Genomic DNA, 15,598 nt, shown 5'->3' with positions numbered 1-15,598 from the left:
AGCAGGTCCGCGAACCGCTTCCACTGCACCTGGCTCAACTCGTAGCGCTTCACCGACATCAAAGGGGCTCCGTCCATCGAACGGAGCCCTATGAATCAGACATCTCTCGCCGTGAGAATCCTGAATGTCGATACGCCCTAGGGGTGCGAGGGCGGCCTAACCCGCCGCCCTCAATTCTCTCTTATAGCGCTGCCAGTTGGCCACGTAGTGCATCGCCCCGCCCGCCAGCATGCGCGCCTGGCCCTCGGAGACCTCGCGGACCACCTTGCCCGGGGCGCCCATGACCAGGGAATTGTCGGGGATTTCCTTGCCCTCGGTGATCAGCACATTGGCGCCGATCAGGCAGTTCTTCCCGATCTTCGCCCCGTTGAGGATGATCGAGCCGATCCCCACCAGGGAGTTGTCGCCGATCGAGCAGCCGTGAAGCATCACCATGTGCCCCACCGTGACATTGGCCCCAATGGTCAGGGGAGAGCCTGAGTCGGTGTGCAGGACCGAGCCGTCCTGAACGTTGGAGTTCTCGCCGATGATGATCGGGTCGTTGTCGCCACGAATGGTCGCACCGAACCACACCGAGGCGTTTTTCTTGAGAATCACGTTTCCCATCACCGCCGCGTTTGGCGCTATCCAGTATTCGTCCGGACCCGGAAGCTCCGGAGCCACATCGCCCAAGTTATAGACACTCATTGTCGCACCCTCACTATTGTCACGGATCCTTTGCTTAATCCGCGATTAACCCCGTTAGGATCATCTTAGTCGGGCGATTCGAGAGGGCGATAGCCTTCCCGAACCGGCTAGGGCCGGTTTTCGGTTCTGGCGTCCCGCATGACGGAGACGAGGGTGTCGCGTTTGTGGCTTCGGCGGGCTCATCCGCCAGCATTGCGAAGCGAAAGCGGTCCACCGGGCTGCGCACGACGCCGGTCTGTCTCACATCACCAGTCGACCTCGAAGGGCGATCCATTGCGGATACGCCCTTTTTTCATGCTCTTACGGAGGCTTTGATGACCAAGCGAGCCCTGAAGCGACAAGTGCGCGAAGGCGCCTTCGACGCCGGCCAATTCCAGGATGACGGCAAGATTCGCCGCCTGCCCGTAGAACGGGCCTGGTCGCCCTTGGCCCATCACAATGATGACCGAGAGCAGGGGTATCTGAAGACCATCAAGTCCAAGTCGCCGGGCCAGGACGAACTGATCGCCGCCATCGACGCCAAGAACCTGGTGATGGCGCTGGGTCCGGCAGGCACGGGCAAGACCTACCTCGCCATCGCCAAGGCCGTGGAGGCCCTGGAGGCCGGCAAGGTGGGCCGCATCGTGCTCTCCCGCCCCGCCGTCGAGGCCGGCGAGTCCCTGGGCTTCCTGCCCGGCGAGATGGAGGACAAGCTCGCCCCCTACCTGCGCCCCCTCTATGACGCCCTGTCCGACCGGCTCTCCATGAAGCGGGTTCGGGCCCTGATGACCGAGGGCGCCATCGAGATCGCTCCGGTCGGGTTCATGCGCGGTCGGACCCTCAACAACGCCTTCGTGGTGATCGACGAGGCTCAGAACTGCACCTACGGCCAGCTGAAGATGCTGCTGACCCGCCTGGGCTGGCACTCCACCATGGTGGTCACCGGCGACCCCAACCAGTCCGACCTGCTGCCCGAACTCTCGGGCCTGGGCCCGGTTGCCGACAAGCTGGAAGCCGTCTCAAACATCGCCGTCGTCCGCCTGAAGGACCGCGACATCGTTCGTCACCCGCTGGTCGCCGAGATGCTGGGCGTCCTCTGATTCTCCCCAGGCCGGCTCCGGATCCTCCGGCGCCGGCCGACGGAACGGTCGTCCCTGGGCGTCAACGCGCGCGAGCAGCGCATACAGTTGCATTGAGAGACCAAAGACGAGGCGGCCCGTCGTCTTGGCGTCGGGACTACGCCGCCGGCAGGGCCGGCGGCCCATTCCACATTCTGCTAGGGCAGGTCTTCGGCGAGGATCGCCATCTCGAACATGAAGGAGCCGTCGCCGTCTTCGTCCTCGAAGACCACGCCGATGAACTCGTCGTTGATATAGACCTCAGCCGAGTCCTTCTGTTTCGGACGCGGGACCAAGTTGATCCGCGCATTGGCGAAGGTGCCCCGCATGTGGCCCTCGAGCTTGCGCATCATTCTCTCGTCCACGGCCATCTCCTCGGCGATTCAACAGCCGCGGAACCTAGCTGGTCGCGGCCTGCACGTAAAACCGTCAGATGACGTAGTCGTACACGGCGTCGGCCAGGGTGTGGTCCATGCTGCGGGCAGGCTCCTCGCAGGTCGGGCAGTTGACCAGGCGGGCCGGCACGCCGGCCGCCGTGCAATGGGCCGGAACCGGCTTCAGCACCACCGAACCGGCGGCGATCTTGGCGTAGTCGCCGATGAGGATATTGCCGAGCACCTTGGCCCCAGCGCTCAGCAGAACGCCCTTGCCGATCTTGGGGTGGCGATCACCCCGCTCGGCGCCCGTGCCGCCCAGGGTTACGTCCTGCATCATGGAGACGTCGTCGCCGATCACCGCGGTCTCGCCGATGACGATGCCGGTGCCGTGGTCGATGAACACGCCCGAGCCGATCTGGGTCGCCGGGTGGATATCCACCTGGAAAATCTCGCTCATCCGGCTCTGCAGATAGAGCGCGATGGTCTCGCGGCCCTGACCCCACAGCCAGTGCGCCACGCGCTGGGCCTGGAGGGCCTGGAAGCCCTTGAAGAACAGGAACGGCTGGACATAGCCCTTGCAGGCCGGGTCCCGCTCGAACACCGCCTTCAGGTCGGCCTCGGCGATGTCCACGAGCTTGGGGTCGGACTTGTAGGCGGCGTCGGCCAGTTCCCGCAGGCTCATGGCGCGCAGTTCCTGGTCGCCCAGCTTGCGAGCCAGCTGGTAGCTCAACGCTGCGCCCAGGTCGTGGTGGCTCAGCACCACGGCGTTCAGCAGCGAGGCCAGCGCGGGTTCCGACTGGGCGGCCCGCTCGGCTTCGTTGCGCAGTGCGGCCCAGACCGGCGGCGGTGATGCCGGGTCGATGACTTCCAGACGCTGGCTCATCGGTTCCTCCCGTCCCATGACGTTCCTCTTATCCTAGCATGGCCGCCGAGAGTTCGCGCGGCAATGCGCCCTCCCTGGCCATGTGGTAGCCCCGCAGCAGCATCGCAACCGTCAGGGCGTCGCGCATATAACCCCCGATCGCGGCGTCCAGCGCTTCCCGAAAAGGTACGCGCGCCCTCAGGATATCTTCGGTGCCGTCGCCCTGCGGCTCGGCGTGGACCTGGCTCAGGCCCGTGGCGAGGTATCCGAAAGCCTGTTCGTCGGTGACCGAGTTGGAGAGCTGCATCCGCAGGATCTCCCGCCAACGGGCCGCGGCCAGACCGGTTTCTTCCAGCAGTTCGCGCTTGGCGCTCTCCAGGGGATCGTCGGCCAGCGGCCCGCCGCCCTCGGGAATCTCCCAGCTGTAGTCGTCGCAGGGCAGTCGGTTCTGGCCCACCAGGGTGATCGTGCCGTCATCATGGACCGGCAGGATGGCCAGGGCGAAATTCTTGAAGCCCACCACGCCATACAGCGCGTCCGCCCCGGTCGGGGCGACGGCGTCGTACTCGGTCAGGCTGATCCAGGGATTGTCATAGATCGGGCGGGGCGGTCCCCTGCGCCAGGGCTTCCCGTGGGCGACAAGCCAGTCTGGTTTTTGCGACATGTTCTCAACTAGCTTGCGAAACCACCCCCATAGTAAGAGAACTCCCCTATCGGCTTTCCTAATGAGGCGCGCTTTGAGATGACCCTGTCGCTTCCCGCCGCCCCGCTCTTCGGCCAGCCGGCCCCGCAACACCCCGCGCCCGAAGTGCTGGCCTTCCTGGCCACCCGACGCTCGGCCTCGGCGGTGACCCTGGCCGAGCCCGCTCCCACGGCCAGCGAACTGGACGCCTTGCTGCAGCTCGCAGCGCGCGTGCCTGACCACGGCAAACTGGCGCCCTGGCGTTTCATCATCCTGGAGCCGGCCGCCAAGGCGGTCTTCGCCGATCGCCTGGAGGCCTTGGCCAATTCCCGCGGCGACGCCCGGGCCGCCGCCAAGCTCGGCAAGCTGAAAATCCCACCCCTCTGCGTGGCGGTGGTCTCGCGGCCCCAGGCGGGTGAAATCCCCGAATGGGAGCAACTGCTCTCGGTCGGCGCGGTGTGCACGACCCTGCTCTACGCCGCTCAGGCTCTTGGCTACGGCGCCAACTGGATCACCGACTGGTACGCCTATGATGACGAGGCCAAGGCGATCCTGGGCCTGGAGCCTGCGGAAAAGGTGGCGGGCTACATATTCCTGGGCACCCCCAAGGAGCCCCCGCAGGAACGCGAGCGGCCTGACGTCGCCGCCTTGATAACGGCCTGGCGGCCCTGACACGTCGTCGGCATCCCGGCCCCTCCAATCCTGCGAGACCGGGCTGCGCCGCCGGGGATCGGGAGCTTGGCCGAGCCTCGCGGGTGGCTATAGAGTGGCGGTTGTCATGATCCCTTTCCGATCCCTGGCGGCGATCGTCGCGGTCTGCGTCGCGCTTGCGGGCGGCGGAGCGTCAGCCGCGCGGGCTCCCGACGCCACGCTTCGCGGCGTCATGACGGCGGCCGATCACCAGACCTACCGGGAGGTTCCGTTCCACGTCCCGGCCGGAACGACGCGGCTAACCGTGGAATTCGAGCACACCGGCAAGGATCAGAAGTCTGTCATCGACCTGGGCCTGCGTGATCCCCAGCGGTTTCGCGGCTGGAGCGGTGGGAACAAGACCCGTTTCACCGTCTCGGAAGCCGAGGCGACCGCCTCATATCTCCCCGGACCGCTGCCCTCCGGAGAGTGGAAGCTGGTCCTGGGCGTCCCCAACCTGCGTGAGGGCGCGCAGGCCGAATACACCGCGCGCGTCTATTTCGAGCGGGGCGCGGCGTTCGGCGGATTCCAGTCGACAGCGGTGAAGCCCGGTCCCGCCTGGTTCCGCGGCGACCTGCACGTCCATACCGCCCATTCCGATGGCGCCTGCGCGTCGCGCAAGGGCCACAGAGTCCCCTGCCCGGTGTTCAGGACGCTGGAAGCCGCTGCGGCCCGGGGCCTCGATTTCATTTCGGTGACCGACCACAACGCGACATCGCAGAATCAGGCCTTGCGCGAGCTGGCGCCCTATTTCGACGACCTCCTCCTGCTCCCCGGACGCGAGGTCACCACCTTCCAGGGCCACGCCAACGTGTTTGGCCCGACCGGCTTCCTCGACTTCCAGCTCGGTTCGCCCCGCGCGCAGGACCTGACCACACTGCAGGGTCAGGTGGAGAAGGCCGGGGGGCTCATATCCATCAATCACCCCGGCCTTCCGTCGGGCGAGCTCTGCATGGGCTGCGGCTGGGTGGCCAAGCCCACGGACTTCGCCCGCATCCAGGCCATCGAGGTGGTGAACGGCGGATCCCTCGCCTTCCCGGGCGGCGCCGAAAGCGCGGTGTCGGGCATTCCGTTCTGGGAGGCGCGGCTGAACGCCGGTCACCGGATCACGGCCGTCGGCGGCTCCGACAACCACGACACCGGACTGAGTCCCACCAAGCCGGGCGCCATCGGCTATCCGACCACAGTGGTCCATGCGGCGGACCTGTCGCAGGTCTCCATCCTTGAGGGCCTGCGCCGGGGCCATGTCTTCATCGACGTCGAAGGCGAGGGTGAACGCCTGCTGGAGGTCACCGCGACCCTGGGCGATCAGACGGCTCAGATGGGCGACCAGTTGCTCGCGCAGGCCGGTGACGCCGTTCTGTTGCAGGTTCACGTGAGCGGGGTCGCCGGCGGCGTCGTCGAATTGAGGGGCGATGGCGCAAGTCTCGCAGCCGTGCGTCGGCTGGACATCACCAGCCAGGACCAGACACTGTCCTTCCAGATTAAGGCGGACGGCGCCGCCCACTGGTTGCGGGTCGACGTGCGAGGCGCCGATGGCCGCCTCCGGTTGCTTGGCAACCCCGTCTACCTGGTCCCGCCTCGGTGAAGCCCGCGGCCGGTCCGCAGCTCTGATCGGGCCTGCCAGGTCGCCTGAAACACGACGGCCGGACGGCGAAGGGTCGCCGCCCGGCCTGAAGTGTGACACGCCCGAGGAGAGTTGGGCGATTAAGCCTTATCCCATTTTCGCGGCGTCGGCTAGTCGACGGTTGATTCGAGCGCTACAGGCGCGCGCTCGCGGCTCCTTCCGCCGCCGGAGACCGAACGTTCGCGGTGAACATCGGCCCCTGTCTACTGTGACGCTTGGCGTTTGACCTTCCACTACACGGTCAGACATCAGCAGCAGCGACTATCGCCGCCTTTAAACTCGTCAGCCGCGACCGCGATAGGTCGCAACACCTTGATCCGGCAGCCAGAGGTCGGCCGGAGCGCGGCCGCTCTGCCAGAAAACGTCGATGGGGATACCGCCACGGGGGAACCAGTAGCCGCCGATCCGCAGCCAGACGGGCTCAGCCACCTCGACGATCTTGCGGCCGATGGCGACGGTGCAGTCCTCGTGGAAGGCGCCATGGTTGCGAAAAGACCCGAGATACAGCTTCAGAGATTTCGACTCGATCAGCCAGGGTCCCGGCGCATAGTCGATCACCAGGTGCGCGAAGTCGGGCTGGCCGGTCACCGGGCAGAGCGAGGTGAACTCCGGAACCGTGAAGCGCGCCAGATACAGCGTGTCGGCCTGCGGGTTGGGGACCCGCTCCAGAACGGCCTCCTCCGGCGAGTCGAAGCCGCGGACTTCGCGGCCGAGTTGGGTCAGGTGGGTCTCGTCCATGGCGGGCGCTTTACGCCCCGCAAGCCGGCCCCGCAACAGAGACTCCAACGCGGCGAGGCGCTATCACAGCCCAAAGCTTCAGGGAGAGAACGCGCGATGAGCGGCAAGGATTTCCAAGATTTCGTGGTCGTGGTGACCGGCGCCTCCACCGGCCTGGGTCGCGCCATAGCCGTGGAGACCGCCAGCCGCGGCGCTGCGGCGGTGATCATCAACTACGCGTCCAGCGCCGATGAGGCCGCCGAGACCGCCCGCCAGGTCGAGGCGCACGGCGCAAAAGCCATTGTCGTGCAGGGCGATGTCGCCTCCGACGACGATTGCCGCAAAATCGCCGCGGCGGCCGAGCCCTTCGGCCGCATCGACGCCCTGTTCAACAATGCCGGCGTGACGAAATTTGCGCCCAACCACGCCGATCTGGACGCTGTGACCGCCGACGACTTCCTGCGCCTCTATAGTGTGAATGTCGTGGGCGCCTACCAGATGGTCCGGGCCGCGCGGGTCCTGCTGGAGGCGGCGCCCCAACCAGGCGCCGTGGTCAACACTTCGTCGATCGCCGGCGTCGCCGGGATTGGCTCGTCGGTGCCCTACGCCGCCTCAAAGGGGGCGCTCACCACCATGACCCTGTCCCTCGCCCGGGCCCTGGCGCCCAAGATCCGGGTCAACGCCATCTGCCCCGGGTTCATCGACACCCCCTGGTTCGGCAAGGGCGTCGGGGCAGAGCGCGCCCAGAAGATGCGCGACGGCGCAGCCGCCTCCACCCCCCTCAAGGCCGCCTCGACGGCCGAGGATATCGCCGGCGCCGCGGTGTTCCTCGCCGCCCCTGCATCGAAACACGTCACCGGCGAGACCCTGCTGGTGGATGCGGGGACTCACCTGAACTATTCGCCGCTGGCGATGCGTTGAGGCTTGACCCGCAAAGCGTGACCGTGGCGTCCAAGGCACAGCTTGGCGCCTAATTGCACGGCGCCCGCCGCTGTTGACGCACAAATTTCGCGCAGCGAGTAGCTAGGGCGCGCTGCGGCTTCGCCCTGCGTTGATCTGGAGGTCTTCAACTGGCGATCTCCGGCGACGGTTGGGCGAAGCTCGGCTGGATATAAGGGGATAACGAAAATGAACATTCTGAAGACCATGCTTGTCGCCGCCGCGGCCACCGCCGCCATGGGTGGAAGCGCTCTCGCGGCCGATGAAGACATCGCGCTGTCCTTCAACCTCGGCGCCGCGACGGACTATGTGTTCCGCGGTGTCAGCCAGACCGATAACGAAGGCCAGATCTTCGGCGGCGCCGACGCCACCCTGTACGGCATCGGCTATGCCGGCGTCTGGGTGTCCAATGTCGAGTTCGGCAACGGCACGGACCTGGAATACGACATCTATGCCGGCATCAAGCCGACCATCGGCGTCGTGAACCTCGACTTCGGGGTCTACTACTACGGCTACACCAATCAGCCGACCGGCAGCCACGAAGACTACGTCGAGTACAAGGCTGCGGCCTCGACCGCCGTGGGTCCGGCCACCGTCGGCGCCCTGGTCTTCTATTCGCCCGAGTTCTTCGGCAAGACCGGCAAGGCCACCTACTATGAAGTCAACGGCGCCGTCCCGGTCGCCGAGAAGGTTTCGGTTTCCGGCGCCGTCGGCCACCAGGAAATCGAAGGCCCGGCTGACTACAACACCTGGAACCTGGGTGTGAGCTATGCCCTCAACGACACCGTGGGCTTCGACCTGCGCTACCATGACACCGACGAACACGGCTTCGGCGACATCTATGAGTCGAAGGTCGTTCTGGGCGTGAAGGCCAGCTTCTAAGCTTCGCACACGCGACGATCTGGGAAGCCGCCCCCTCGCAGGGGCGGCTTTTCTTTTTCCGGGCGACGAACATCGGCCCGGAGATTCATCCCTGCCGTACGAGCCCGACCCAGCAGGCGGGCGGCTGGATGGGCTCTGGCCTTTCACTCGCCTTTGCCGAGCCCTACGATGCATCACACGTCGTGCTGGTGAAGAGCTGCGACGTTGCCCGTTTCAGGGCGGATAGCTCCCGCGAGGGGAGTTTCATTGGACGGTCGCGCCCACCCCTCTATGGTGCTGGTCGGACGACCAGAGCGGAGCGCGATTCATGGAGCAGATGGCCAACCGAGCCCAGACCATCGTCGTCGATACGCTGATCGCGGCTGGGGCCTTCCTCCTCGCATTCTTCCTGTCGTCGAGCCGCACAGTGGGGCTCGACGATGGCGACCTCTCCACCCTGAATGTCGTTCAACTCATCGGTCTGTACGCCGCCCTGGCTGCTGTGTTTTCCACGATGTTCCGACGTGAGCTGTCGCCGTGGCGCTATGTCTCCATTCCCGACGCCCTGGTGCTCGCCAGGACGGCTGTCCTGACTGCGGGGGTCTTCCTGCTGGCGGTGTTTGTTATTGACCGAGCCAGCGGACTGCCGCGCTCGGTCCTCGCCATGGCCCCAATCTTCCAGATGGCGGGCTCCATGGGGGCTCGGATCATGCGCCGCGCGCTGCACGAGCACGCCCTGGACAGCTTCGCGCCGCTGAAATCCGTGCGCGATCGCGCGCCCCAGGCCCCGTCCCTCCTGCTGATCGGTCCCATGGCGCTGGCCGACACCTATCTACGCGACGTCGCGCGGCGTCATGACCACGCCTGGACCGCGGTCGGCATCGTCGGTCCCGACGCCCGCGACGTGGGCCAGCAGGTCCGCGGCGTCTGCATCATCGAGTGCATCGACAACCTGGCCGCGGCCCTGGCCGACCTGAGGCGCTGGAACCGTTATCCGCGCGCCATCCTGTTCCTGGACGAACCGGGTCGCCTGAAGGGCCTCACGGCCGATCAGCTCGGCCAGCTGAAGAACGACGGCATTCGGCTGCTGCGCCTGCCGTCCATTGTCGAGCTGTCCCAGCACGACGGCATGGCCCTGCTTCCCATGCGCGAGATCAGCGTTGAAGAGCTGCTGGCCCGTGAGCCGATCGAGCTTGACCATGAGGCGGTCAAGGCCCTGATCCGCGGCCGCCGCGTGCTGATCACCGGGGCCGGCGGCTCCATCGGCGCCGAACTGGTGCGGCAGGTCGCCGCCTTCCAGGCCGGCCACATCACCATGCTCGACTTTTCCGAGACCTCGTTGTTCGAGATCGACCGCGAGTTGGGCGAGACCTTTCCGACCCTGTCGCGGCACGCGGCCCTGGTGGATGTGCGGAACGCCAACCGGGTGGCCGATTGCTTCCAACGCCAGAAACCTGACCTGGTCTTCCACGCCGCGGCGCTGAAACACGTCTCCATGGTCGAGCGGCATCCATGCGAGGGGGTTCTGACCAATGTGGTCGGCACCTGGAACGTGGCTGAGGGCGCGCGTGCCTGCGGTGCATCCCAGATGGTCCTGATCTCGACCGACAAGGCGGTGGATCCGTCCAACGTGATGGGCGCCACCAAGCGGTTGGCCGAAGCGGTTATCCAGGCTCAGCAGAATGGCCGGGGCACGCGCTTCTCGGCGGTCCGGTTCGGAAATGTTCTCGGGTCGGCCGGTTCTGTAGTGCCGATCTTCAAGTCGCAGATCGACCGAGGCGGCCCCGTCACCGTGACCCATGAGGACATGGCTCGCTTCTTCATGACCATTCCGGAGGCCGCCCAGCTTGTCCTGCACGCGACGGCGACCTGCGCCGAGGGCGCGGACGCCGCACATGCGCGGCTGTTCCTCCTGGAAATGGGCGAGCCCGTCCGGATCATGGACCTCGCCCGGCAGATGATCGCCCTGTCCGGTCGCACGCCCGGAAAGGACATCGAGATCGAGATCACCGGCCTGCGTCCCGGCGAGAAGCTCACCGAGGCCCTGCTGGACGAAACTGAACGGTCCCTACCCTGCGCCCCCAAGGTCATGGAGGTGGTTTCCTCCTCCGCCCTGCGCATCAATGCAAACCATCTGCTCGACCTCGAAGGCCTCGCCGACAAGGGCGACGTCGATGAGGTGCGCCGCGCGCTCTTCGACCTGGTCGCTCAGATCCGCGGCGAGAAGCCCGGCGCGGCGCCCGCCCTCCGGGTCGTCGCCAACGGCTAGACGCCGGATCACTGGCGCTCGGCTCCAGACATCGCATCGCGCAGCGTAAGAGAGACTCATGGCGGTTATCCTGGTCACCGGATCGGCAGGCTTCATCGGCTCGCACACCGCCCACCGGCTGCTGGACCGCGGGGACGAGGTCGTGGGCCTGGATGACCTGAACGCCTATTACGATCCGACCCTCAAGCAGGCGCGCCTGGCCCGGCTGGAAGCCCGCAAGGGCTATCGCCACGCCAAGATCGACCTGGCAAATCGCCAGGCCGTGGCGCGGCTATTTGCAGACACCAAGCCGGACGGCGTCATCAACCTGGCCGCCCAGGCCGGCGTCCGCTACAGCCTGGAAAATCCCGAGGCCTATGTGGACGCCAATGTCGTCGGCTTCCTGAATATCCTGGAGGGGTGCCGGGCGGTCCAGCCGAAGCACCTGGTCTTCGCCTCCACCAGCTCGGTCTACGGCGCCAATGGCAAGCTGCCCTTCTCGGTGCGGGACGCGGTGCATCACCCGATCACCCTCTATGCGGCCACCAAGCTCGCCAACGAGTCCATGGCCCACTCCTACGCTCACCTGTTCGGCATCCCCTCCACAGGCTTCCGGTTCTTCACCGTGTACGGCCCCTGGGGCCGCCCCGACATGGCGCTGTTCAAGTTCACCGAGGCGATCCTCAAGGGCGAACCCATCGACGTCTACGGCGAGGGCAAGATGCAGCGGGACTTCACCTATGTTGACGACATCGTCTCGGGCGTCGTCGCAGCCCTGGATCGGCCCGCCGCCATCGATGCGGCCTGGGACCCGCTTGCGCCCAATCCCGCCACCAGCGGCGTCGCGCCCTGGCGGATCCTCAACCTTGGGAACAGCCAGCGGGTGGAGCTGATGCGCTATATCGAGGTGCTTGAGGAGAAGCTCGGCGTCAAGGCGCAGCTGAACCTGCTGCCCATGCAGCCCGGCGACGTCAGCCGCACAGAGGCCGATACGACCGAAACCCAGGCCGCCCTGGACTACGCGCCCAAGACCCCAATCGAGACGGGGATCGGCAGGTTCGTGGACTGGTATCGCGACTATTACAGGACGTAGATCGCTCGGCCCCCTCACCTTCCAGGGTGAGGCATCTTCGCGCAGCGCGGGCGTGCGCTTGAGCCCCCCCAGAATGGGGCCTAGGACTTGCACCTGGTGCTTCCGGGGGCGCTTCAAAATGATACGTGCGGTCTTCTGGTGCGGCGTGGCTGTGGCCGCCATCACCGCCTCGGTGGGTTGGGGGTCCGTGGACCGCTCCTTCACCTATTTCCGCGACAACGCCTATGAGCGTGAAGCTGCGCTGCAGCAGTGCCTGTCTGGCCAGGTCAAGGGGCTTATCTGCCAGAACGCCGCGCGCGCGGCCCGTGCGGTCGCCGACCGGGAAGGCCTGCTTGGCCTCTATTCCCCCACCACCACTGCGGTCGCGACGATCCGCTAGGGGTCATTCTCCCGCTTAGGAACGACAACAACGCCGCGGCATCGCCCGCGGCGTTTTCCGTTGCGCCGCCGTCCGGGACACCCCAGCGGCGCCCACGAAAAAGGGCGGCGGACCGAAGTCCGCCGCCCCCGTTTCGTTAGCTCAGGCTGGGCTTAGAAGCGCAGCTTGATGCCGCCGAACACCCGACGACCGACGACGTCGTAGGTGGACGGATCGGTGCCGGACTGAACGTTCGGCGCGTAGGTCTCGGCTTCCTTATTGAAGACGTTGTTCACGCCGAGCTTGAACTCGACATTGTCCGACAGCGCGTAGGTGCCCGACAGGTCGAGGTACCAGACAGCGTCCGTACCCGTGAACTGGGTTTCACCCGGGAACTCGATGTTCAGACGGTTGTCCATCGCCGCGATGTAGCGAGCGCGGGCGTCGAACTTGAAGTCACCCACCGAGTAGTTGGTGTTGATGGTGGCCTTCCAGTCCGGGAAGCTCGTGCCGAGGCCGGCGCCGAAGTAGGAGACGGTGCCCGCGAAGTCGAGTTCCGGCACGCCGGAAAGCGGGTCCTGTTGCTTGAACTCGATCACATGCGTCAGGACCGCGCCGATACGGACAGAGCCCCAGTTCGAAGGCGCACCGAACCATTCCAGGTCGAAGCCGTAATCGAACTGGAAGTCGATGCCGGAGGTCTTCTGGTGACCGCCGTTGGAGGCGGTGAACTCGTTGTAGCCGTTGTTGGGGTTGTAGATCCAGAGGATGTCCCCGCCGACCCGGAGGATGCCGTCGCAGTTGGTGTTGGCGGCGCTGTAGGTCGAGTTGGTGCCATAGTAGTTGTAGCAGGCCGCCACGATCTGGTTGGGGGTCGGGGTCAGGATCGCGTCGTCGATCTTGACGTTGTAGTAGTCAACCGAGCCTTGCAGACGCGAGAGCCACTGGTTTTCCCACGGGGACTTCCAGACCAGGCCGGCGGTGAAGGTGGTGCCTTCTTCCGGCTTCAGGGCCTTGTTGCCGAGCACGTCGACGCCGATCTGCGAACCCGGGGTCTGCACGAAATTGCCAATCGCCGAACCGGAGACGCCACCGTTGAAGCCGGCGGTCTGGCAGAGCGCCGTGACCTGGGCCGCAGTGGCGCCCTTACGGGCCTGGCTGGTGACCGAGCAGGGGTCGAAGTACTGAGGAGCCGAGCCACCGCCGGAGAACAGTTCCCCGAAGTTCGGGGCGCGGACCGAGCGCTGGTACGAAGCACGAGCGCGCAGGAGGTCGTTGACCTCCCAGTTCAACTCGGCCTTGTAAGCCCAGACGCCGTCCAGTTCGACCTTGTCGCCGGCAATCTTGTCGGCGAATTCGTTCTGGGAGTAACGGGCGCCGAGATTGAGTTCCAGGCTCTGGACATAAAGTTGATCCTTCACGAGCGGGATGGCGATTTCGCCAAACAGGTCCTTGAAGGAGTTGGTGCCCCGGTCGGGGTTCTGGGTGCCGAAGCCCGAGATGGGGCCGGAGGCCGAACCCGGATCGAAGTTGTATTCGAAGCCGCGATACTCCGCGCCGAGCACGATCTGGACGTCGCCGGCGGGGAGGGTCCCGACCTTGCCGGTCACAAAGCCCTGGGCGATCTGCTGGGTCATGGCGGTGGACAGGGTGGTTCCGGTGGCCAGGTAGGTCCGGCAGGCCGCCGAGATCGGCTGACGGCCGAAGATGTTGAAGCCGCCGGCGCAGATGCTGGCGCCGCCATCAGCCGCTTCGATCAGGGTCTGCAACTTTTGGGTCGCCAGGTTCCCGCTCTGGGTCTGGTCGATTTCCGTGCGGCCTTCCGACACGGAGACTTCGAAGTTGAAGCCGGTGTCGCCCACCGGGCCCTTGAGGCCGGCCAAGAAGGAGACAACTGTGTTTTCGTAGGTCGACTGACGCAGGCCGAGGTCCAGGGTGCGCTGACGCATCCGGAAGGGCTCGGTGGCGCCGGCGCCGACCAGGGCCGGGTCATCACCCGTCCGCGAGTTCAGCAGGGTGCGCAGGTCTGTCGGGATGAAGGGGTTGGTGGTCGGGACCACCAACTGCTGGGCGATCTGCTGACCTGGGGTGACCAGGGCCGAGACGACGTCCTGCGTGCGGGCGGTGCTGGCGTTGCGGGTGTTGACGGTCGGGAACGGCGTCGGAGCCAGGGCGGTGGCGGCGGTGTATTCCGTCCAGCCGGCCGAGGCGAAGAACTCGATGCCGTTGTCCAGCTCGTAGTTCACCTTCGTCATGAAGGAGTACCGGTCGAGCGGCAGGGTCAGGATGTTTACGAAGTCGAAGTTGTAGCTGTAAAGGTCGGGGAACAGACCTTTGTTCACCGCGCCGTCGATCGGGTACTTGAAGTTCTGGACGTCCAGCGGGTTGTTGAACACGCCCTTGTAGAAGAGCGAACCGTTCATGTTGAAGCCGATGGTGCCCGAAGTCAGGGCGATCTGGGCCGGGGTCACGCCGTAGCCGGCGAAGATGGTGTCCAGAGCGGCCTTGCTCGGGGCGTTGGTGTTGGCCCAGAACAGGGCGCCTTCCGGCAGGAAGGACGTCGTCGAGGTGGCGTTCTGCGAGAAGGGACGCTGCGACTTGATCATCGCTTCGCGATAGGAACGGTCGAAGCCGAATACCGCGTTGCCCTTGCCGTCGGCGAAGTTTCCACCGATGGCGGCCGACAGTTGGTACTCTTCGGCGTCCCAGTACTCGGTGGAGTTCGAGTAATTGGCGCGAATGTCGACGCCTTCGAAATTGCGCTTCAGCTTGACGTTGACCGCGCCGGAGATGGCGTCGGCGCCGTAGGCCGCACCGGCCCCGCCGGTGATGACTTCGATGCTTTCGATCAAGGCCTGGGGAATGGTGTTCAGGTCAACCGTGAGGGTGTTGGACGACACCATCGGACGGCGACCGTCCACCAGCACGACGTTGCGGTTTGAGCCCAGACCGCGAAGGTCGATGTTGGACTGGCCGCCGTTGCCGGGGTTGTTGGAGGTGGTGGTTCCGGACGGGTTCACCTGCGGCAGGGTGTTCAGATAGGTGTCGAGCGTGATGTCCGAATTCGCCACCACCTGCTCGCCGGTGACGGTCGAGATCGGGCTGTTGGCCACGTAGTCCTGGCGCACGATCCGCGAACCGGTGACGACGACTTCGGTGACTTCAGCGTCTTGCGCGTAGGCCGCGCCAGCGGCGGCGAACGCCGCACCGCAGATCATGGTCGACGCCAGCAGGCGCGACCGCATTGAGTCAGCTTTCAAGATTAAGTCCTCCAGCGGCTCGACAGGCCCAAGCGACCTCCGAGGCACGCTCCCCAGAATCGGATTTCGAAAAATCCCACTGCCGTAACTAAGGCGTCTC

Annotated in this window: 14 protein-coding genes; 8 read left to right on the top strand and 6 right to left on the bottom strand. The window is 65.7% G+C overall.

Features of this window, described 5'->3' with window-relative positions; all coding sequences use genetic code 11:
* Nucleotides 1–156: 156 nt before the first annotated feature.
* Nucleotides 157–687, bottom strand: coding sequence for a gamma carbonic anhydrase family protein (locus Q8N10_RS00905; protein ID WP_304781633.1), 531 nt, complete (start codon nucleotides 685–687; stop codon nucleotides 157–159).
* A 314-nt stretch (nucleotides 688–1,001) separates the two neighbouring features.
* Between Q8N10_RS00905 and Q8N10_RS00900 the strand changes: the two genes are divergently transcribed.
* Entirely contained in the window at nucleotides 1,002–1,766 is a 765-nt protein-coding gene (locus tag Q8N10_RS00900) for a PhoH family protein (protein ID WP_215339601.1), read from the top strand.
* Nucleotides 1,767–1,942: 176 nt separating this feature from the next.
* Here the strand turns inward: Q8N10_RS00900 and Q8N10_RS00895 are convergent, their stop codons facing one another.
* The 3 genes from Q8N10_RS00895 to Q8N10_RS00885 are packed head-to-tail and all read right to left on the bottom strand — an operon-like array spanning nucleotide 1,943 to nucleotide 3,687.
* Nucleotides 1,943–2,155, bottom strand: a complete 213-nt coding sequence (locus Q8N10_RS00895; protein ID WP_371130928.1) for a DUF3126 family protein — start codon at nucleotides 2,153–2,155, stop codon at nucleotides 1,943–1,945.
* A gap of 58 nt (nucleotides 2,156–2,213) precedes the next feature.
* The gene (cysE, locus tag Q8N10_RS00890) at nucleotides 2,214–3,044 is read right to left on the bottom strand and encodes a serine O-acetyltransferase (protein ID WP_304781639.1); all 831 of its coding nucleotides are present in this window, start codon (nucleotides 3,042–3,044) and stop codon (nucleotides 2,214–2,216) included.
* A gap of 28 nt (nucleotides 3,045–3,072) precedes the next feature.
* Complete coding sequence (locus Q8N10_RS00885; RefSeq protein WP_304781641.1) at nucleotides 3,073–3,687, bottom strand: NUDIX hydrolase; 615 nt, start codon at nucleotides 3,685–3,687, stop codon at nucleotides 3,073–3,075.
* A 78-nt stretch (nucleotides 3,688–3,765) separates the two neighbouring features.
* Here Q8N10_RS00885 and Q8N10_RS00880 point away from each other — a divergent pair, with 78 nt between their 5' ends.
* Together Q8N10_RS00880 and Q8N10_RS00875 are read left to right on the top strand one after the other, a co-directional pair.
* Entirely contained in the window at nucleotides 3,766–4,377 is a 612-nt protein-coding gene (locus Q8N10_RS00880; protein WP_304781643.1) for a nitroreductase, read from the top strand.
* 106 nt (nucleotides 4,378–4,483) lie between these two features.
* Nucleotides 4,484–5,983, top strand: coding sequence for a CehA/McbA family metallohydrolase (locus Q8N10_RS00875; RefSeq protein WP_304781644.1), 1,500 nt, complete (start codon nucleotides 4,484–4,486; stop codon nucleotides 5,981–5,983).
* Between the two features lie 321 nt (nucleotides 5,984–6,304).
* On the opposite strand, the gene queF is transcribed toward Q8N10_RS00875, so the two are convergent.
* Nucleotides 6,305–6,760, bottom strand: coding sequence for a preQ(1) synthase (queF, locus tag Q8N10_RS00870; protein WP_304781645.1), 456 nt, complete (start codon nucleotides 6,758–6,760; stop codon nucleotides 6,305–6,307).
* A gap of 96 nt (nucleotides 6,761–6,856) precedes the next feature.
* On the opposite strand from queF, the gene Q8N10_RS00865 reads away from it, so the two are divergent.
* The 5 genes from Q8N10_RS00865 (at nucleotide 6,857) to Q8N10_RS00845 (ending at nucleotide 12,259) form a co-directional block, all read left to right on the top strand.
* A complete protein-coding gene (locus tag Q8N10_RS00865) occupies nucleotides 6,857–7,660 on the top strand; it encodes an SDR family NAD(P)-dependent oxidoreductase (RefSeq protein WP_304781646.1) in 804 nt (267 codons plus the stop codon).
* Between the two features lie 207 nt (nucleotides 7,661–7,867).
* On the top strand, nucleotides 7,868–8,560 hold the full coding sequence (locus Q8N10_RS00860) for a TorF family putative porin (protein WP_304781647.1): 693 nt from the start codon (nucleotides 7,868–7,870) through the stop codon (nucleotides 8,558–8,560).
* A gap of 307 nt (nucleotides 8,561–8,867) precedes the next feature.
* Nucleotides 8,868–10,808: a UDP-N-acetylglucosamine 4,6-dehydratase family protein gene (locus tag Q8N10_RS00855; protein WP_304781649.1), complete on the top strand. Its 1,941-nt coding sequence runs from the start codon at nucleotides 8,868–8,870 to the stop codon at nucleotides 10,806–10,808.
* 58 nt (nucleotides 10,809–10,866) lie between these two features.
* On the top strand, nucleotides 10,867–11,880 hold the full coding sequence (locus tag Q8N10_RS00850; protein ID WP_304781652.1) for an NAD-dependent epimerase: 1,014 nt from the start codon (nucleotides 10,867–10,869) through the stop codon (nucleotides 11,878–11,880).
* A gap of 118 nt (nucleotides 11,881–11,998) precedes the next feature.
* Nucleotides 11,999–12,259 carry a hypothetical protein gene (locus Q8N10_RS00845; RefSeq protein ID WP_304781654.1) on the top strand — a complete coding sequence of 87 codons (261 nt, stop codon included), beginning with the start codon at nucleotides 11,999–12,001 and terminating at the stop codon, nucleotides 12,257–12,259.
* 152 nt (nucleotides 12,260–12,411) lie between these two features.
* Here the strand turns inward: Q8N10_RS00845 and Q8N10_RS00840 are convergent, their stop codons facing one another.
* A complete protein-coding gene (locus Q8N10_RS00840) occupies nucleotides 12,412–15,498 on the bottom strand; it encodes a TonB-dependent receptor domain-containing protein (protein WP_304781659.1) in 3,087 nt (1,028 codons plus the stop codon).
* Nucleotides 15,499–15,598: the final 100 nt, after the last annotated feature.

This window comes from Phenylobacterium sp. (genome assembly GCF_030693625.1).
In the GTDB taxonomy this organism is placed as follows: domain Bacteria; phylum Pseudomonadota; class Alphaproteobacteria; order Caulobacterales; family Caulobacteraceae; genus Phenylobacterium; species Phenylobacterium ferrooxidans.
This window is presented reverse-complemented; position numbering and strand designations above follow the sequence as displayed.